Genomic DNA, 17,932 nt, shown 5'->3' with positions numbered 1-17,932 from the left:
CATACTAGTGTGCTTAAATGATAATTTTGAACAGTTCTTCCTTAAGCTTATCTACTGTGACACGCTGTAGTTGATTGTAATCTCGTGTTCCATAACAAGATGGGAACGTATTACAACTCCAGAATATCCCCCTCTTACCGCTCCTAACAGACATTTTACTTTTGCATTTCGGACATTTAGGTGTAGTTTTCTTTTCCTCCGCGTTGATAAGTCTTCTTAGTTCATTTCGTCTCTCGATCTTATCTAAAACTTCAGGGGTATCAACTACGCCATATAACAGTTTATATTCTTCGTATTTTTCTTTGCTTATTTCATTTTTCTTTACGGTGTAATCTGTTCCTTTGAACATTTTCATCAACTTGTAAATAGATACGCGCATATATCTACCATCGATTATACAAGCAGCCTCTTCATCAGTGTGTTCATCTTGATATCCTTTGCTTTCTTCTCGCCATTCAGAAGATATAATAACAATACCAGAAGCATTTAATTCATCAATATAATAAGTTACGCTAATCACAATTGCACCACCATTCCAAATAAAATAGATTTTTAATGTTTCTTAAAGAATGATGCAGGCTCTCCCAAACGCACATCATATGTTCTCGTAGCACATGTCCATCCAGAATATACAATACCTACCATTAGAGGTTACTTGTGAGCTATTTCAACTAACAGAAAACTTAAAATTTACTCAATTTTATTAAATAAAAGTGTAATGATTTCGACCCACTTTTACTTCAAGAAATTTCTGGGTGGCTAATACTTGGATTGTCTAATAATTTCTTCCTCATAAAACTGACATTTTATCACATACTCCAAATCCTATATAACATGTAGATTCCTACTGGAATACTTACATAACCAGAAACTTTACTGGTTTGCAGATCTTTTTGTGTTGGTTTAACTGAGCGAAAGAAATATCCAAACTGATATTTGACTGCTTGTTCGGGATTTATAATACTATGTATAGCCATAGCGATAAAAGCGAGTATACATACTGAACCTAATATTTGATTTACCATGCTCCTGATCCCACCACAGAAAAAGTAAAATGCTCATGAAATTGACCTTTTATTAGATTATTATTGATAATATCCGATTTGTAATTCCACTCTCATTTGTTTCTGTAATTTGTTCAGATAGTTCTCGATGTGTGCTCTTAGTACTGTCGCATCTTTAAAAGGAACATCATTTTCTAATAAGAATTGAGCACCAATTGAAAAATTTGATAATAATGTGATTAATGAGGATAGTATCTCCTGTACTTCATCTGAGAGGTATAATTTATTAAAGAGAAAATAGTTATTAGCTTCAGTTAATTGAACCTTGGCTTTTGTAACTTCAATCATTGACAGATACTCGTTGATCTCTTTATACAGATATTGTCTCTCATCACCAATACATGTAGACCATTTCCCCAAAAAATCTTCAATTACTTTTTCAAGCAAATTATAATTTCTCAGTCTCTTTTCTATATCAAGAAGACCATATTCACTATAGTCAGGCAATGTCTTAAACCCCATAAGACCACGTATATGACCATCTGCTTTCAGAATTAGATCATAAACATTCATATATGCTTCATGCCTTTTGTTTGTATAGAGATTAAAATCAGCCATTTTACGCTGCAAATCGAATTTATTATTTTCAAGTAATAATTGTAACTCACTTTTATGACTTTCAATTTTTTCTTTAAAACGATTATCTATAAATGAATTCAAATAAAGTTTTGCAAAACCACCTGCTATTATTAAAGTACTTGGAACAGATATAATCACCGTTCCCCAATCCACCTGCATTGTTACCACATCTCATTTCTAGTAAAAGTGAACTTTCATTTGAACTGTTTTTATTGTTAAAAAACTTTAAAACTCTTTTTTCTAAAGAGTTTTCCATATCTTTCTAAAGATTCTTCCCAATGTATTAATGAATCTACACATTGTCCTTTCCGAGAGGCTCGCTCAGCACTTGATAAATCAACATTGGAAATATAGTCAATGCAGCCTAAAATCTCATGGAAAAACTCTTGTCGAAAATGCCAAGCTTTTTTAGTATGCTCATCAAAATTATGAGGACAAAACTTATCTTTTGGAGGATCTGGTAGTCCGTTTAGGTCAATTTCATCAAGATTTGGTAGTGATAAATCCTGGATTAGTGTTATTATTTCGTTGATTGAAACATTGGCTTCACCACCATAATACCCTGCTGCAATATCTAAAAGTCTATCAATTGTTTGCAATCGATCAAGCATTAGTGCAACCTCCTATTTCCCATAAAAGTCAGTTTTTATTGATACTTGCGTTCTTATTTCTATTCTTCCAAAAATCAACCGAAAATGTGTTATCAATCTCTAAGTCTTTAATGCTTCGTTTGTTTTTTTCACACCAATTTACATATTGATGAAATTGTTTAACAGACATACTGTTTAGCTTTGCAAGTCTAGAAACTAATGAATCCCATCTACTAGAATCAATATCATAATGAACGCTTTTAATCCAAAAAAGGGTTTTTGGTATACTTAGATGAATTTATCTCTCGCGAAATAATGAAGATATTTCCATAATAGTTGCCGCCATGCCCCCACGAAACAGGTATAAAATGTTCTATTGTAAGATCATTTGTTGCACCTGTTAATTCACACACTCCATTGTCTCTTAGTTCCTTTAATTCCTCTTTAGAAATGGCACTTTGCAATTTTTTCTCTATAGTTATTCTATTTTTCTTATACTTCGCACTAATAATTTTTTTATAAAACTTTTCATAAACTGCATCATAGATACGATTATCCAAATATTCCCTTTCATCTTTAGAATAACTTGAATCTCTATTCAATTCTGGATAGTACATATTACACTCTTGAATTACATTGATACTTATATCATGAAAACAACTAGCGCATATATTCCAAACATCATCTAGAAAACAATAAGCGTCATAAAATTTTACATCCATTATTTTTTTACAAGTAAAGCATTTCCTCATTCTTACAACTCCTAGAAGGGTTATAAAACTAGTATTTTATCAGAATTAATTAGAGTTCGACTACTTCAACATTTAAAACAGGTTTTTTATAATTTTTCATTAGGGTTCTTTTTTGTTCTTCAAGTTGCTGTACAGACAGTAAGTCTTTCTCCCATCCATCCACCATATTCATGTTATTCGGATCATCAAGACTACCAAGGGTGTAAACATACTTATATTTGAAGCCTTTTCTTTTAAACACTTCACTTAGATTCATTTAATAACTCCTCATAAAACCAGTCTTTCATCAAAGATGTATGAATACTTTTCCTTCACCCACAAGGGGATTGCTGTCGAAACTTTCCATACGTAATTCAATATTCTTAACACGGAGGTACTGAGCGGCAGCATTAAAGACCCAATCTCTATTTGTGTATTTGTGAGACCTACACCACGTTTCGCAACAATCTGCCAGTTCAAGGTATTTTTCATGATTGTCACGTCTGTACTCAAATGCAACATCCCATGCTTCTCCTTCAGAACCTGTAAATGAAGTGCTCCATAAGTCAGATTTCCTCTTGATATGCAACCCTTCTTTATCTGAAGTTGCATCACCTTTGTGATTATGGAATACATGTCCAATCTCAAGAAGTGTTCTAAGTAATATTGTTTGCCCAAGCGATTTAGCATTCCATGGTGGGGAAATATAGTTTGCCCAATATTCCTCTTGTGTTAATAAAAATATCGTTATAGCTTCTCATTGAATTTGAGTGTCTTTCATCATCGAAAAAATTGACACTATTTACGCCATATGATTTTGTTAAATCAATTATTTCTTGAGGAGGGGCAATTAATTCAACATCATGCAAATGTTCTGGAATTATTATTGTTTTCATATAAAACCCCTTAAACATAGATTGAAATCAGTTTTTTTGGTCGAAATTAAATTTTTCAATCAATTCAGGATAATTTTCAACAATCATTTTTTCTATTATTTTCGTTTCATAAATATGAATAACAATTGGCCAATTCAAGTTTTTCCTGATTCTCAATTCAAGTGCTTCTGGATTAGCCACAATATCCTCTTTAGCGGTCTTTCTTAATCCTTTAATGTATTTTTCGATTCTATACGCAGCACTTCGATCATCTAATAACCAACATTGAAGGAGTCTACTCCATCCTCTATGCTTAATATGTACAGCCCCAACACCTTTTATATGATCGCTAAGTCGTCTAGTTACATTATTTGTCGTACCAACATAGTAACTATTATCTTGACATTCAACAATATAGATCCAATTAGCCTCGCCATGCTCCATGTACTAGTACTCCTACATTATCAGAATGAAATCCGTGTTTTATTTAACCTGTTGCTTACAATAAGTCTGAACTAGAAAGTTGAAAGGCAGGATAACTCCGAATGTAGTTTCTAATGATTTCGTCTTTAGGTGACTCATCGGATGAACAGATTACATTTCGACCTTCTTCCTGTGCTTTCGTCACTCTATCTATGAGGAAAGTATCGTTATGAATTCTTTCGCTCACATAGAATAATTTCTTGTCATCATCCCTAACTACAATATGAAAACCATTTTTATATCTTCTCATCAATAATATCTCCTTTTTATGAAATTAGACTTTTATTGTAATTTATCCTATCAGGCCAAAGAATCTCTTATTCTTTTCTAATTTAACCTCTTCAATTGTAATATATTGTTCACCGTAAGAGTTTTGTACAGAATACATACCTAACTTTAGTGATTTAAATAGTATTGCGGCCTCTTTACTAATTCGTCCATTTATAACACATTTGACATAATTCTTAGTAACTTCCACGTCAGCATCATCTTCAGTAAAGTGCTTTATTGAGTGAACTGTGTTTACAGTTAATGCAGAAATGGCAGCTGCAATAATATCAAGTCCATAATTAGTGAACCCTGTAGCACCTTTTGCAGTAAATCCAAAAATTACGCGTTTAGAGTTAATATAGAATGTAATAATAAAAGGATCTCTTTCTTCATCGTCTATAATAGCACTTAGTGATTCAATTTCTTTATCGATGTCATATTTCTCCTGAATGAATGTATTATTGCTTTTTAACCTACCATTCATTGGGCTGCTCCTTAGAATTATGTAATTGATTCATTAAAATCACTTCAACCTGTTTTTCATTTACCAATAAAATCTGAATTTGATTGTACCTCTTACAATCAACAATTCTTAATTGACTAAACCTTCCTAAGTATTTTTACGATTAGTCGCTTATTAATATAGAAAACATAGTCTAAGTGCAAGGATAATAAAAAAAGTCCAGAGGTTCTCTTCCTCATGGACTTGTATGTCGGATACTGTCATAACGTCTATATTATAAAACAATTGGATATATCTGTAAATATTCTTCTATCTCAATATAAAGCGACAATTAGGATAGTTACTACATCCCTTAAAAGATCCATATTTGCCTGTCCTAGCGACAAGTTGACCAGAACACTTAGGACATATATCATTTGTGTTTGCATTAGCTTTTCGAGTTTGATTCGTCTTTAAAGACTTTACATGTTCCTTTCTAGCTGATTTTTCTGTATTATTTGATGCTTGGATTACTTCGGCAATTCTTTTCATTCCTTCATAGTTGGTAAATTCATTTGTTTGCTTCCTAATGGTTTTTAACAAATTGACCGAATAAACTACAGCAGCCGAATTAACTTCGATCTTTTTTAGATCAGCTCTGACACTAAACGAAATGATAGAATGAAATGGTACATGGCTGTAGTCACTAAGGATTTGTTCAAGTGCCTTCACATGACCATAATTCTGTCGGACGGGATTATATAGCTTTTCTTTTCTCTTATAAATCACTTGCGTCCAATACTCGCTATGTTCATTACCATATATCCAGCCACGGTAGTTCTTCGTTTCTATTACAAATATGCCATATAAAGAAACAACCACATGGTCGATTTGTGTCGTCTTCCCTTTAACAGACGGAATCATTACGTCATTTAAGACAATGTATTTTTGAGGATCAAGTTTCTTTAATTTAATACTGATCGAACGTTCGCCAAAGTAACCTTTGACAGAAGGTAATTGTAAAATAGTAAGTACAATAATAAGAACAATCAAGATTATGTATATCATGATTTCATTAACCTCTTCTCCTACATTATTTTACAAATTATAACACAGTCATATATTGGCATGGTGTATGTTTTTTGTCTTAATCTCTATCCCTTGATGTGCTCAGCACTCATAGCACTAATTAATTCGTCCAAATGGTAAAAACCGTATCCCCCCTTGCCCTCCTTCTTCACACAATAAAAAAGCACCACCGAATGGCAGTGCTCGCCTGGATTAAAAGTAATATTATGCCTCTTGATATTGTTCCTCTAATTCCTTAACTCGTCTATAAAAAGTATTAGGCTTCATTCCCACTGTTTTCATAGCAGCCACAGCTGTTATTCTCCCTGCTTTCCATTCGTCATAAATAGCTTTGAACTCGCTTGTTATAGCTTGTTTAGGGCGTCCGAAACTCACGCCAATCGCTATTGCAACCTCAATTCCTTCTGATTGTCGCTGCTTTGTTTTCTTTCGTTCTTGTTCTGCTACGTATGAGAGCAAACTTAGAAATTGATCTTCCATAAGCTTACCGAGATCGCCCATCGTCCTAAATTTACGACTATCGAATAGCGTTTCATTCTCAAGAACAACAATGTCAGCATTCCATTCTCTAGTAAGATACTTCCATTCACGTATGATTCCATCATAGTCTCGTCCTAATCTATCCAACAAATCTAGATAAAGTAAATCACCTTCACGTATTATAAGACGCATAGCTTGGTACTGTGGACGGTTAAAGTCTTTACCACTTTGTTTATCTATAAATATGTATCGTTCCTCAATTCCTAACTCACGCATCTTCTTAACTTGTCGTTCCGTGTTTTGTTCTTTTGTTGATACGCGAACATAACCTAATTTCATGCGTAGGAACCCCCTCTCGCCAATAACAACATGTCAATAAGTATATCAAATATATGACATGTTTCAAATATAAATTTCATATATTTTGACATAATGATTGGAGAGGTTAAAGCAATCTTTCAATAAGTGTACTTTTTGAAAGAGTATGAACACAAAAAGTGGCGCAACAATTTAATTGCACCTGCAATCACCATGCTTTCAGTACTTATTACATTTATTGCCATCACCCAAAAAAAGTTATGTGTATTAAAATCACGAATAGGTACTAAAATTGCCATTTGATTTACCTCCCCCCCATAAAAAAGTATAATTAATTTATCAATCAATTAAAAAATCAAGATTTAAACCGTAGGCCTCTGCATGTTGCTGGATTCTTTCACGCACTACGGATTCAGTAAATGATTCTCCTTCAATCCCTCGGATTATATAGCCGCTGGTGTCAAGCTTATTATAAGTCCTATCCTTTGATAGGTAGACTTTCTGCTTATGCGCTGCAATGGCTGCTTTAATTGATTGTAGGGAAGCTGTGACGTTTTTTAACAATCTTATATCAACCTCTACAAAATTTCATAGTGCTGCTTCCTTCAATAGCCTCGTTCTATAGCGCTGTACAGCGGACTAATGCTCTAATATAATAGAAATATTATTTTATGAAGTTAACGTGAGTCAATAAAGAAAGGAGAATAACAATGGACAACTTTATATCGGGAAAAATGATAAAAGAAGGCGAAGTAACAATCCAAATCGAAATAAGGGAAAAGTTAGGTCTACAGGAGGGTGATAGATTAAACTTCGAGGTAAATGATGACGGAAACAGTGTTACCGTAACTGTCAGCAAACGCAAATTACTTAAAGACCTTTTTGGTTCCTTTAAATCCGAAGCAAATGCAAAGTATGATATGTATAAATCGCGCGAACAAATGCAAAATGAAGTTGCCAAAAAAATAATGGCAGAACTTGAGGAAAGTAAAGAAAACGATTGAGTTATTTTTCTGTTCAGCTGCGGCTACCATGCACAATATTCAAATTTTTCATATTCTCTGTTTTGCAAAATATATGGGATCATAGTTCGGAAGATATTGGTTTGAAATATGCTTTAATAAAATTAATAAATCCTCTTACACAAATAGCTTTAAACTGCTCATATGTTAATTTTACTTCATATACCCTTTTTAGGCCTTCTACTTTCCCTTCTCTCTTTAATTTTACCTCCATTTGATTTTCTGCTACGATTATTGTATTTAAAACTGCTGAGTCACTATCTGCAAAATGGAACCCCCAATAATCTCCTTCATGTGCAAATATATTCCGCAATTCGTTAATTACCCTCGCAAATATCTCCATGTCAATTTCCGTGTTCCATCTATCATTCATCGTTTGGTTGTATTCACCCGAAGTTTCACGAAAGCTATACCTCTCATCACCAAGACTTCTTCTAACACACTTTACAATTAACTGGGCATCTGCTTCTTCGATATACTTATTGAAAAAGTCAATAAGTATCATTGTCTTGTTCATTTCAATGTTAGCCAATGAATACAATGTTTCGATACACACAACAAAGTAGAATATCTTTAAAGAATGCTTCCCTCTGCGTATCACATCCATATCGTCTGCAAGTGATACTAATCTTTCAACACTGTTAAGCATTCTACGTGGACTATTATTGCTTCTGAACTTTAATATGTTGCTTACTAGTATAGTCAACTCCGACTTTTCTTCTATATAGTTGGCAAAGAACTCTACCAGCCGCGGCAAGAGTTCATCATCATTTATTGCTGTTATGAATTGAAAGTACAATTCCATTTGCGCCTCACTATCATTTTCATCCATAAGGCGAAATACTTCTTCTTCTTTTAGAGCTAACTTGTCTACGAAAAATGCCAACGGAACTTGAACTTCTTTCAAAACCTTACGCAATTCAAACATATAAATTCCTCATTTCGTTTCAATAAATATTCTCACTATCATTTAGTCCCCCGCATGTATCTCTCATACCATTCTAATTTATCTTTCTTTATCAAGTTAAGGACTTCGGTTAAGGCTGTACCTTTTAACAACAACAATAAATTGAAGTCAATTTGTTGCTTCCTTAACCATATTTCAGCTAATGATTCGCCACAACTGCCTCTGATCATATCACTAACATTAAAGTCATTCGCTGCATTAAACAAAGCTTGGATTGTTTCTTCATCATCAAAGTCAGCTAAATAAATCGCACAATCGTCTCTATCAGCCTCACTTGCCGTTACATCAAAGAGGGTCTTTATCAATATTCCCTTTTTTTCGTTACTCATTAACTGCTCCCTTAAATTTAAATCATACTTATTTAATAATTAAAACTTCCATATCGAAGAGTCCATTTCCATTACTTCTCCTACACATTTTATTTCTGTATATATGAACACCGAAATTGGCAAGTTCTCTTCAAATATGGTCGCGCACAAATTTTCTAGAGCTATACCCCATTCATTATGTTCTAACAGTTCAAGCTTTGATTGGCAAACCATCAACTTGTCCCACTAAATGAAGGATTCTATTAACTATGTCCAATCCCTATTCCGCCTTAAATTAAAACTTCTCTTTTATTGATTCAAATCCCAAACTATTTCTAATTCAGGAATAGAAAGCACTTCTCCAGAAGAAGTAACCAAATGACCACCATCTGCAAAGAATCCCCAGGACGAAGTCAAGCCAATATTAGTTTTGAAAACTACATCTCCATTTGTATCAAGTTGAACAATTTCCATCCCTTTTCCTTCATTACGATTTCCGAAATGTTGTATCCCTAACCAATGTCCTAGCTTCTTGTGCCAAGTTATTTCCATGAAGTTATTTTCTACATTCCATAATTCCTGCCCATTCAAATTAAAGCATCTTGTACCATCTGCCCATGTTAACAATACTTGTTCGTCATTAAAAGCGGCTCTGTTTAGTCTTCCTTTCTTTTTCCATGCAACCTTCCAATCGGGCAAATTACAAAGTCTTACTTCGCTATCGGTAGTTTGTATTGCAAATTCACCATTTTCGTGCAGATAAACCTCTCTAACTCCACGTAACGATTGTTCTGTTTCTCCTGTCAAAGCATTAAGAATTAAATATGGTTTTGTATCAAAGCCTGCCCCTACTAACACTCCCTTTGAAGAAATAGGCATCCAACGTATAATTTGTACCTTTTTTAAGTCTTTTCTCTGCCATAATAATCCTCCAGTTATTGCATTATAACCACATACCCCGTACCTTTCATATGCACCAGCAACAACTAAAGGATTCTCTGTAGGGATAACAGCTAACCTTGATCCTCCAAAATCCATAACGGTATCAAAAGTGGCTAACTTCTCCATTTTAATCATAGACCATACTGAAACAGTTTTTTCAAATTCTGCTGTTACAAAAATATCATTGTAATTTATTGGACAATTAATATCACAAATTCTACTCACTTACATCACCTATTTCATACAAAATGAAATCCATGTTTTATCCCTTAAAATGATTGTTCCTTAAAGATAACCTGTTTGTAACATATATACTATATTCGTCCTCTATACGATTTAAACAAAACATGAACGCTTCAATAAAGTCTAAATCTGCATTATTACTTTGTTCGTAAAAATAACGCCAGATTGTAAAAGTATCTTTATGTGCTTTTAGGAGCTCTATAAATTCCTCTTCTGAAAGGCGATGAGGTTTACCATGTTTCTCAGACTTGTAATAATATGCTGCTATTGTTCTTTCCATAAAGTCCGAACGAGTTCTTTCATTAAGTTTATTAAAGAGTTTATATAAGTCATGACCTTTTGGTGTTTTCCCACTTTCAGAATGTGAAATACTTTTTAGGGCAAGCTCACAGGAAAAGGCGGCATTTGTAATAGCTGGAAAAAGATATGCCGAAAAAGCATCGTTATAAAATTCGCATACCTCGATGTGTTTATCTATTAGGCATTTGTAAGCTAAGTAGTAGGCACTGGCTGCTGATTGTATTATTTCGCTCATTTTCTCAACTAGACCACCTATTCCTGACAGAATCAGTTCAACTCAATAAAATTGCTCTTTCATTGAACTATCGTAATCCGTTTGTGAAGTCATCTAACACGCATTACTACTGGAAAATAATATACTTTTTCTGACGTTCAATTTTCTTCCTTGTTAATTTTTGTAATGCCTCGATAATCGATTGCTTATGAGTATTAACATAATACCTATTTCCTATTTTTATTTTTCTACCATCACCCAGAACAAGATAATAAACGTTGCTATCTACCTTACCTATTTGTACTATTGTAGGCTTATCAATATCTATACGTTCGACCGCTAATATCGATTTAATATTGGAAAGGCTCTCATCCCAAACTGATAGATATAAAAAGTACTTTTTTAAGTTACCTCCTTCAATTTTATAATGATACAATGATGGGACTGATAATGTTATTACAGCAATGAATATAGATAATCCTCTTGCAATTAGAGATAGATTTAGCGGATATGTTAGAAGAACAGCTACTATGAAGGCTATGATTGCAACCAGCATTCGGTATTTAAAGTGGTATTCAGATGTTGTACCCTTAATTGGATTTACCACTTTCTTAATTTCGTTGATGTATCTCTGTATCACTTTATTTGCCTTCAATATTTTCGTCCTTTCTGATAAAATCGTGCTTTTATTCACTTAATGTAAAAGCTTTATCACTTGTTTAGTTCCTGCACAATTTCATTTATTATATTGCTAATGTGTTCGCCATTTTGTTTTGCATGTTCAAGTTTGTTGATCTTAAACCAGTGTTCTCCTAAATCAACCGCTTCAGGATAGTCCTTAGAATCATCTTCAAGCATTTTCTGTGCTTTCACTTTATTAAGATTACGAAGAATGTAATCAGTTCTTAAAACTCTCTGAAATTCACCTAATCGTTTTTGATCGCATTGTTTAATATCAATTAATCTTTGCTCGATGAAAGTGTTATTTGATTTATTTAGGTTGGAGCCACCTGCCAAAAGATCACTAGCCGCATATCGTACTCTACCAACATTACACATGACAATGGCTCCGAAGCACAAAATACATGGTTCAGTTGTTGTGTATAAAGTTGAATTTCTCATCGTTGTTTCTTTACTTACCTGCATCAATACATTAATTTCGGCATGTGCAAGTTTGTTGCCGCATGTTTGTTTTAAAGGTGCATTGGTTTCATGTATCCGATTTCTCCCCCTACTAATAATATTGTCTTGTTCGTCTACCAATACCGCTCCAATAGGTATAGAACCTTTGCAATAGGCTTCCCACGCTTCCTCAAAGCATATTTTCCAAGGAGTGGTTAGTTCTTCCCACATATGTTCCCCTCCGATACTTCAAATAAAATCATTCTTTTGAGAACCAATCCGCACCCAATCCTTGAAAATAACCAGAATTTCCTCCAAAATGCATGCCCCTTCAAACCAAGCCTCTTTAACTCTACAATTAACCTAATCCTGTTCAGTTCATTCATCTTGTATATTTTGAAAACACTTATTTTCTATCTCTGTATCTACCAAGTAGATACGAATAGCCCAACCAGGATTATCAAGTGCTTCTACCCTTACACCTTAACTATGTTCCTAGTTCCCATCCCGTTCGAGAAATACCAATTTTCAAGCCACTTCAACACGTTCAATTGGAGTCCTCTCAATATTTAACTGATATCCTTAAGCTTACTTCTTAATTTATCTATCCCTTTTGATAGTTCTTGACGATTCTTTGCACTCTTTATCCATTCAGGAAGTCTACTCGCCAAGCTCTGATTCATATAAGGAATACGCTCTCTTAATGATGAGTTAATATAATTGTCCAAGAAAGCAAAATGTTCTTTGTTATATGCCCACAGCACTTGACCACAGCAGCCAGTTCTCAGCCAAAGATTAAGCCCCATGAATGTACAATCCTCTTATAGCTTTTGCGCCATTCAAGCAATCAGGACATTCAATTAAAACATCAGATATATATTGAAAATCGTCTATCCTTTGACCTGTGTCTTTAAATCTTGATTCAGACATGGAATTACCTCTATTCTCATCCTTCTGAAGCTCTGTAAATTAGAATCATAAACCACTCTCATTAAACATTGATCGCATTAGCATTACTGATTAACGTGGCTGCTCAACATTAACATCCTGATATTCCTTTTAATCCCATTTTCGCATAAACATAAAGAAAAAAGCTACCTGATTTTCAGCAGCGATAAAAGGTACTGCATAAATGGTTAGCAGCTCAAACTAGAACACACAATAACTGCTCATGTTTGCTACACGGAATAGTTGTTAGCATACAGTGAAGTATCACTTTCATTTCAAAGCAGCTTCAATAAGAAGCATATGAGAACAAGCAATTAAAAAGAGAATATACCTTCCGTCACTTGATTCCGCGCAGTTTGATGCTTCTACTGATTAGTGTGCAAAAACAGCTTATTAAAAAAATATGAAGAAACTGTTGACAAGCGGCCGTCTCGTTGATATTATATTACTTGTCGCTAAAACATGACTTGTTAGCTCAGCTGGGAGAGCACTATCTTGACAGGGTAGGGGTCAGTGGTTCGAGCCCACTACAGGTCATACAGAAAAAGCCCTTGATTATCAAGGGCTTTTTTCATTATTAAAGAAAGCTTGGCTGTTTTTGAGCTTATTGGTCACGTATTGGTCACATGGGCTATATAAATTAGAGTTTAAATCTTATCATTCTCGTCTTTTTCTTCGTCCACTTCTATCCAATCTGCACTCCAATCAATTAAATCTTTAAATAGTTCCTTGTTTGTCCCCTGGTACTTATATCCAAGATCTATTTTGACGTTTTCAGCAATATCGTTAAAAATTGGCATTAGATGCATAAACTTTTCATAGCTTGAGTTATTGCTTTTCGTTGAAAAATAATTTTCAATAAGTGTGTGTACAGCTCTAAGAGATTGACTTTGAGCGTTTTGATTCTTAGCTTTGTTGCTAATTTCTTGTAAGATAATTGTTAGATTATTACCTTCAAAATCCATATTAGAAATGATCTTTACAGGATAGTCAATATTAAGTCTTAATTTTTTGTAAGCATCATTCATTTTATTTCTCCTCTATTTCATTTTATGTATTAACCAAATAACAATTTACCAAAGTTTTGAGCAGTTTCTTTCTGCATACTCGGCATTAGATGGCTATAAGATTTCTAATGTTATGCGGATATTTGCATGCCCAAGCCTCTCAGCTATAATTTTGGGATTAACACCTTGCTTAAGAAGAAAAGAAGCGTGAGTATGACTTAAATCGTGGAAACGTATTTTGGGAACATCGGCATTATGCGTAATACGATAAAAGGAACGCATCAAATTTCTTGGAATGACAGGTGTACCAAGCTGCGTACATACAATAAGATCATTATCTTGATACCCGTCAATTAACTCCCGTTTTTCAGATTTGATTAATTTATATTGAATCCTAAGCACTCTAAGTGTTTCTTCGGGTAAATCAACCCTTCGAATACTTGCATTTGTTTTTGCACCTGTCAATAATCGTTTTCCATCGTGGCTTAGTGTTTGGACTATACACAGTGACCCGTCATTGAAATCGATGTCTTTCCACCTTAACCCTAATATTTCAGACTGTCTCATTCCCGTTGTTATAGCCAACAAAAATGCAACGTACAGACGATCCTCCTTAGCTTCCTTAAGAAACACTAATACTTCTTCCTGTATCCAGAAGTTCATTTCCTTTTTAGAGGCTCTAGGACGGTCTACAAGGCTTGCAGGATTCCGATTTAACATACCCCATCGTTCAGCACGCTTTAATGAATCATGGACGAGAGAATGCACTTTCTGCACATTTTCTCTAGATAATTTGCCTTGATTAACTAGATCATTATAAAAATTTTGAATAGTCCGGGGTTTAAGATTGCTGAGTTCATACATTCCAAGTGCAGGTAAAATGTATTTATTAATTAACCATGTATAAGTCGATAATGTAGATTCTTTGACCTTAGTTTTCTTATCTTCAAGCCATTTCTCCAAGAAGTCTTTATAAAGAACGTCTGTTTCGACAAACGTTACCTAACTCCAAGATAAGATACCATGTACTACCATCTTTTTTTACTGATCCAGGCATGTCCTCACATCCTTTAATTATCTTCCAACCACTTAATAAAGATTGATTTTACGATCTTGATTCGCTTGCCGATACGTACCACTTTAAAACTGTTCGAATTTACTAACTCGTATGCTTGCCTTCTACCAATTCCTAATATTTTTTGAATATGACTTACGTCAATAACCGGTGGATAATGTTCTAATGCATTGTTCATAGTATTTAGCTCCTTATGGTTAAGTTTGAATGAATCTTAATTTTCGTAAATTCGTCTCGGCTTGAAATGTTGAGTTCTTTTGATCTTGCTTTCTTTGTATCCAATTATCCACTATATTAAGTGCCTCTGGTGTGTCTTCAAACTCATTTCGTGCTGCAAGTGTGATAACTAAGCCTGCAATCTGGTTTAGAGTTCTTGTTGAATCACCTACGATAACCTTCTTACGAATAAGTGGGCATGCTTCTTGATTTAAAAAAGCCCTCTGTATAACCTTCCATTTCCGTTTAATAGGCCAACGTGAAACGTTATCGTCTTTGGGGGTTCTGATTGTCAACCATCCTTGAGTTAAGGATGACCAAAGATTTGCTTCAACAGGTAAAACGTCATCTATTGTATGAATGCCATATTCCTTAAGGACATCACCTCTTAACTGGAACTCAACCCTCCATACATCCTTCTTTTCGTTCCAACCATGTTTAATCCAAATATCCTTAAACCATACCTTAGCTGATTTCTTGATTTCGAGTGACTTATTGTAAATCCGTGCAAGTAACGGATTTCGCCCCACAACGAAACCACTAAACTTTTTCCCTTGAAAATAAGCAGAGTCATCAACTCCATGTATTGCAATACCTTTAGCCCTTGTAACAATTCCTCTCCGATCATTTTCGATAAATTGTGCCTCATCAGTATCTGCACAAATATCTAGCCTTGAGAGCTTGGTTTCTGATATCTGTAAATTGAATTTAGAAAACCAATTATTAAAACTTTTTACACAATCAGCTAATCCCATTGACCATAGGAATCCAGAGAGAAAACGTACTTTTACTGGCGGGAATTCCCCTTTACCTTTGTCACGAAACCAAACAATAAAATCATTCGTCGTTAAACGTATAGGAATAGAAACGAATTCCTGCTCTACCTATTTTTACAGTGACACCATTAAGATCAATTTCTTTGTCTACGCTTGTTTCTTGCGCATTTCTTTTTTGTTCAGAAAACATTAAAAGATAAGGTTCAAATGATTCATCGTAGTTCTTAAAATATAATCCAAACTCAATACTATCAAAACCCTTTAATATCAAGGACTCGCGCCTCCATCTTATGTAAAACACCCTGCATGTTATAAGGTTGCTGGGCGGCGATACTATCGCCTCAGCCTTGACATGGAGCCTCTGCAAATCATGCAGGACAGGCTTTGCGGCCATGCCACGGTGTGGCCTGTCCGCTAAATCAGCCTTGCATGACTTGCCCCTCCATATCAAGGCCAAGCCGGTGCGTCGCTCTGCTCCTTACCGGTATCGGCTGCGCTTTCCAAGCTACGCCGAAGTTGATTAACTAATCTCAAAATCTTTCTTTCACTTACCATTTGGATTGCTCTTGTTTTGGAACACGTTAGGAAATACTTCTCAATCTCATTAATAATCTGTTGATTAAGCTGAATAAGTTTCACCACACATTCTTGACTATTTAGTTATTATCGAATGATTATTCAATCTCAATAAAGTTAATATTATTATAGAGTGACAATGTTGTCAATTGAAAATGACAAACTGGTTATTTAATTAATGGTGGTTGACTGAATTATTCAATAATCATATAGTTAGAATCAAGGGGGAATTAAAATGGACTATTACGAATCATTATCGAAAATGATTAATTCTAGTGGATTAACCTTAAAGGAAATAGCAGAAAAATGTTTTGAATATGGGGTTAAAATAACACCTTCTTATATAAGTAAACTCCAATCAACCAGACAAGCTCCCGCATCCGATGATGTGAATGTTGCACTAGCAAAAGTATGTCAGTGGAATGTCGAAAATTTTCTTTATGAAAGCTATCTGGAAAAATCCCCAATTTTATTACAAAACCTTCTAAATGACACAGAATTATTTTTCAGACAATTGATATTGCAATTAAGTTATAGACATTATCCAACTGATTTAATACCCGCAATACGAAAACAGCAAGATGTTTTGACCCAATATGAAATAATAAAACATATTCTAAATAACAAAGATGATTTAATTAGTCTGATGGATTCAAAATCTGAAACAATAGAAAGTGAATTTACATATGAATTAGGTTACACAATGTCGGATGATTCGATGGCTCCTATTATACAGAAAGATGCACTTTTACAAATTGAAGTATCTGAGCACTATAAAAATGGTGAATTTGTTGTATGTTTACTTAATAATAAAGAGCTATTAGTTAGACGATACATTGAAACAGATAATAATATAATTTTAGTACCGGAAAACAAAAAGTTTTCTCCAGAAATACTTAAAAAAAATGATGTGAAGGTACTCGGAAAAATAAAATCAATATCTATAATTTTATAAATAGAGGAGGTAAATAAATCGTTGAGCAAATGACTTGATCGAGGATTTAAAAATAAAATTACTGAACCATTGGTACTTCTCAGTTTTTTGTAGGTTTGGTAATCAAGACGACATTTAAATGCTTCTAGCAGGATAGGATTACATAGATTAGTAAGGGATAAATGGACAGAATCTTTGAATATTATTACAAAGGATCGTTTAAAAATGCATAGTACCAACTTGACGCACCACCTGCATTGTTGAGTGATAATATTTTAATAAAAGTATTACGGAAATTATAATTTAAGAAAATAATAAAAATCCTTGTGAAACAAATGCATGTCGCATATATAAAAAGAAG

Annotated in this window: 30 protein-coding genes, 1 tRNA gene and 1 pseudogene; 3 read left to right on the top strand and 29 right to left on the bottom strand. The window is 34.1% G+C overall.

Annotated features, from left to right (window positions below; translation table 11 throughout):
- Positions 1 to 13: 13 nt before the first annotated feature.
- The 15 genes from ACFQ0C_RS26455 to ACFQ0C_RS26385 form a co-directional block, all read right to left on the bottom strand.
- Positions 14 to 520, bottom strand: a complete 507-nt coding sequence (locus ACFQ0C_RS26455) for a topoisomerase DNA-binding C4 zinc finger domain-containing protein (protein ID WP_379371082.1) — start codon at positions 518 to 520, stop codon at positions 14 to 16.
- A gap of 289 nt (positions 521 to 809) precedes the next feature.
- Entirely contained in the window at positions 810 to 1,025 is a 216-nt protein-coding gene (locus ACFQ0C_RS26450; protein WP_379371080.1) for a hypothetical protein, read from the bottom strand.
- 60 nt (positions 1,026 to 1,085) lie between these two features.
- A complete protein-coding gene (locus ACFQ0C_RS26445) occupies positions 1,086 to 1,802 on the bottom strand; it encodes a hypothetical protein (RefSeq protein ID WP_379371078.1) in 717 nt (238 codons plus the stop codon).
- A gap of 56 nt (positions 1,803 to 1,858) precedes the next feature.
- Entirely contained in the window at positions 1,859 to 2,254 is a 396-nt protein-coding gene (locus ACFQ0C_RS26440) for a hypothetical protein (RefSeq protein WP_379371076.1), read from the bottom strand.
- Positions 2,255 to 2,493: 239 nt separating this feature from the next.
- Positions 2,494 to 2,985: a hypothetical protein gene (locus tag ACFQ0C_RS26435; RefSeq protein ID WP_379371074.1), complete on the bottom strand. Its 492-nt coding sequence runs from the start codon at positions 2,983 to 2,985 to the stop codon at positions 2,494 to 2,496.
- 49 nt (positions 2,986 to 3,034) lie between these two features.
- A complete protein-coding gene (locus ACFQ0C_RS26430) occupies positions 3,035 to 3,241 on the bottom strand; it encodes a hypothetical protein (protein WP_379371072.1) in 207 nt (68 codons plus the stop codon).
- 11 nt (positions 3,242 to 3,252) lie between these two features.
- Positions 3,253 to 3,486, bottom strand: a complete 234-nt coding sequence (locus ACFQ0C_RS26425; RefSeq protein ID WP_379371070.1) for a hypothetical protein — start codon at positions 3,484 to 3,486, stop codon at positions 3,253 to 3,255.
- A 161-nt stretch (positions 3,487 to 3,647) separates the two neighbouring features.
- Positions 3,648 to 3,860 carry a hypothetical protein gene (locus ACFQ0C_RS26420; protein ID WP_379371068.1) on the bottom strand — a complete coding sequence of 71 codons (213 nt, stop codon included), beginning with the start codon at positions 3,858 to 3,860 and terminating at the stop codon, positions 3,648 to 3,650.
- Between the two features lie 27 nt (positions 3,861 to 3,887).
- Positions 3,888 to 4,283 carry a GIY-YIG nuclease family protein gene (locus ACFQ0C_RS26415; RefSeq protein ID WP_379371066.1) on the bottom strand — a complete coding sequence of 132 codons (396 nt, stop codon included), beginning with the start codon at positions 4,281 to 4,283 and terminating at the stop codon, positions 3,888 to 3,890.
- 55 nt (positions 4,284 to 4,338) lie between these two features.
- Complete coding sequence (locus tag ACFQ0C_RS26410; protein WP_379371064.1) at positions 4,339 to 4,572, bottom strand: hypothetical protein; 234 nt, start codon at positions 4,570 to 4,572, stop codon at positions 4,339 to 4,341.
- A 42-nt stretch (positions 4,573 to 4,614) separates the two neighbouring features.
- The gene (locus ACFQ0C_RS26405; RefSeq protein ID WP_379371062.1) at positions 4,615 to 5,076 is read right to left on the bottom strand and encodes a ribosomal-processing cysteine protease Prp; all 462 of its coding nucleotides are present in this window, start codon (positions 5,074 to 5,076) and stop codon (positions 4,615 to 4,617) included.
- A gap of 288 nt (positions 5,077 to 5,364) precedes the next feature.
- Positions 5,365 to 6,102, bottom strand: coding sequence for an NERD domain-containing protein (locus tag ACFQ0C_RS26400; protein ID WP_379371060.1), 738 nt, complete (start codon positions 6,100 to 6,102; stop codon positions 5,365 to 5,367).
- 225 nt (positions 6,103 to 6,327) lie between these two features.
- Positions 6,328 to 6,942, bottom strand: coding sequence for a recombinase family protein (locus ACFQ0C_RS26395; protein WP_379371058.1), 615 nt, complete (start codon positions 6,940 to 6,942; stop codon positions 6,328 to 6,330).
- Positions 6,943 to 7,061: 119 nt separating this feature from the next.
- The gene (locus ACFQ0C_RS26390; protein ID WP_379371056.1) at positions 7,062 to 7,220 is read right to left on the bottom strand and encodes a hypothetical protein; all 159 of its coding nucleotides are present in this window, start codon (positions 7,218 to 7,220) and stop codon (positions 7,062 to 7,064) included.
- Between the two features lie 40 nt (positions 7,221 to 7,260).
- Positions 7,261 to 7,485, bottom strand: a complete 225-nt coding sequence (locus ACFQ0C_RS26385; protein ID WP_379371054.1) for a hypothetical protein — start codon at positions 7,483 to 7,485, stop codon at positions 7,261 to 7,263.
- A gap of 146 nt (positions 7,486 to 7,631) precedes the next feature.
- Here ACFQ0C_RS26385 and ACFQ0C_RS26380 point away from each other — a divergent pair, with 146 nt between their 5' ends.
- On the top strand, positions 7,632 to 7,925 hold the full coding sequence (locus tag ACFQ0C_RS26380) for an AbrB/MazE/SpoVT family DNA-binding domain-containing protein (RefSeq protein ID WP_379371052.1): 294 nt from the start codon (positions 7,632 to 7,634) through the stop codon (positions 7,923 to 7,925).
- Between the two features lie 79 nt (positions 7,926 to 8,004).
- On the opposite strand, the gene ACFQ0C_RS26375 is transcribed toward ACFQ0C_RS26380, so the two are convergent.
- The 9 genes and pseudogenes from ACFQ0C_RS26375 to ACFQ0C_RS26335 form a co-directional block, all read right to left on the bottom strand.
- The gene (locus tag ACFQ0C_RS26375; RefSeq protein WP_379371050.1) at positions 8,005 to 8,871 is read right to left on the bottom strand and encodes a hypothetical protein; all 867 of its coding nucleotides are present in this window, start codon (positions 8,869 to 8,871) and stop codon (positions 8,005 to 8,007) included.
- Positions 8,872 to 8,909: 38 nt separating this feature from the next.
- Complete coding sequence (locus ACFQ0C_RS26370; RefSeq protein WP_379371048.1) at positions 8,910 to 9,239, bottom strand: hypothetical protein; 330 nt, start codon at positions 9,237 to 9,239, stop codon at positions 8,910 to 8,912.
- A gap of 39 nt (positions 9,240 to 9,278) precedes the next feature.
- A complete protein-coding gene (locus ACFQ0C_RS26365; RefSeq protein ID WP_379371046.1) occupies positions 9,279 to 9,452 on the bottom strand; it encodes a MafI family immunity protein in 174 nt (57 codons plus the stop codon).
- 75 nt (positions 9,453 to 9,527) lie between these two features.
- Entirely contained in the window at positions 9,528 to 10,385 is an 858-nt protein-coding gene (locus ACFQ0C_RS26360; RefSeq protein ID WP_379371044.1) for a hypothetical protein, read from the bottom strand.
- Positions 10,386 to 10,422: 37 nt separating this feature from the next.
- On the bottom strand, positions 10,423 to 10,938 hold the full coding sequence (locus ACFQ0C_RS26355; protein WP_379371042.1) for a hypothetical protein: 516 nt from the start codon (positions 10,936 to 10,938) through the stop codon (positions 10,423 to 10,425).
- Between the two features lie 106 nt (positions 10,939 to 11,044).
- Positions 11,045 to 11,557, bottom strand: coding sequence for a hypothetical protein (locus tag ACFQ0C_RS26350; protein ID WP_379371040.1), 513 nt, complete (start codon positions 11,555 to 11,557; stop codon positions 11,045 to 11,047).
- Positions 11,558 to 11,628: 71 nt separating this feature from the next.
- The gene (locus ACFQ0C_RS26345) at positions 11,629 to 12,270 is read right to left on the bottom strand and encodes a nucleoside deaminase (protein WP_379371038.1); all 642 of its coding nucleotides are present in this window, start codon (positions 12,268 to 12,270) and stop codon (positions 11,629 to 11,631) included.
- Between the two features lie 147 nt (positions 12,271 to 12,417).
- Positions 12,418 to 12,510 (bottom strand): annotated as a pseudogene (locus ACFQ0C_RS26340) (immunity 53 family protein); the annotation flags it as partial.
- A gap of 98 nt (positions 12,511 to 12,608) precedes the next feature.
- Positions 12,609 to 12,845: a hypothetical protein gene (locus tag ACFQ0C_RS26335; protein WP_379371036.1), complete on the bottom strand. Its 237-nt coding sequence runs from the start codon at positions 12,843 to 12,845 to the stop codon at positions 12,609 to 12,611.
- 606 nt (positions 12,846 to 13,451) lie between these two features.
- Between ACFQ0C_RS26335 and ACFQ0C_RS26330 the strand changes: the two genes are divergently transcribed.
- Positions 13,452 to 13,524: transfer RNA gene (locus ACFQ0C_RS26330), tRNA-Val, on the top strand.
- Between the two features lie 110 nt (positions 13,525 to 13,634).
- On the opposite strand, the gene ACFQ0C_RS26325 is transcribed toward ACFQ0C_RS26330, so the two are convergent.
- The 5 genes from ACFQ0C_RS26325 to ACFQ0C_RS26305 all read right to left on the bottom strand — a co-directional run bounded on the left by ACFQ0C_RS26325 (position 13,635) and on the right by ACFQ0C_RS26305 (position 16,332).
- Complete coding sequence (locus ACFQ0C_RS26325) at positions 13,635 to 14,015, bottom strand: hypothetical protein (RefSeq protein WP_379371034.1); 381 nt, start codon at positions 14,013 to 14,015, stop codon at positions 13,635 to 13,637.
- 93 nt (positions 14,016 to 14,108) lie between these two features.
- A complete protein-coding gene (locus tag ACFQ0C_RS26320; RefSeq protein ID WP_379371032.1) occupies positions 14,109 to 14,957 on the bottom strand; it encodes a tyrosine-type recombinase/integrase in 849 nt (282 codons plus the stop codon).
- Between the two features lie 107 nt (positions 14,958 to 15,064).
- A complete protein-coding gene (locus ACFQ0C_RS26315; RefSeq protein WP_379371030.1) occupies positions 15,065 to 15,247 on the bottom strand; it encodes a helix-turn-helix domain-containing protein in 183 nt (60 codons plus the stop codon).
- Between the two features lie 19 nt (positions 15,248 to 15,266).
- A complete protein-coding gene (locus ACFQ0C_RS26310; RefSeq protein ID WP_379371028.1) occupies positions 15,267 to 16,040 on the bottom strand; it encodes a replication initiation factor in 774 nt (257 codons plus the stop codon).
- A gap of 82 nt (positions 16,041 to 16,122) precedes the next feature.
- A complete protein-coding gene (locus ACFQ0C_RS26305; RefSeq protein ID WP_379371026.1) occupies positions 16,123 to 16,332 on the bottom strand; it encodes a hypothetical protein in 210 nt (69 codons plus the stop codon).
- Between the two features lie 540 nt (positions 16,333 to 16,872).
- Between ACFQ0C_RS26305 and ACFQ0C_RS26300 the strand changes: the two genes are divergently transcribed.
- Positions 16,873 to 17,592, top strand: coding sequence for a LexA family protein (locus ACFQ0C_RS26300; RefSeq protein ID WP_379371024.1), 720 nt, complete (start codon positions 16,873 to 16,875; stop codon positions 17,590 to 17,592).
- Positions 17,593 to 17,932: the final 340 nt, after the last annotated feature.

The sequence above is a fragment of the Paenibacillus sp. GCM10027630 genome, assembly GCF_042676305.1.
Classification (GTDB): Bacteria; Bacillota; Bacilli; order Paenibacillales; family NBRC-103111; genus Paenibacillus_S.
The sequence above is the reverse complement of the archived record's forward strand: the minus strand, read 5'-3'. Positions and strand labels throughout refer to the sequence as shown.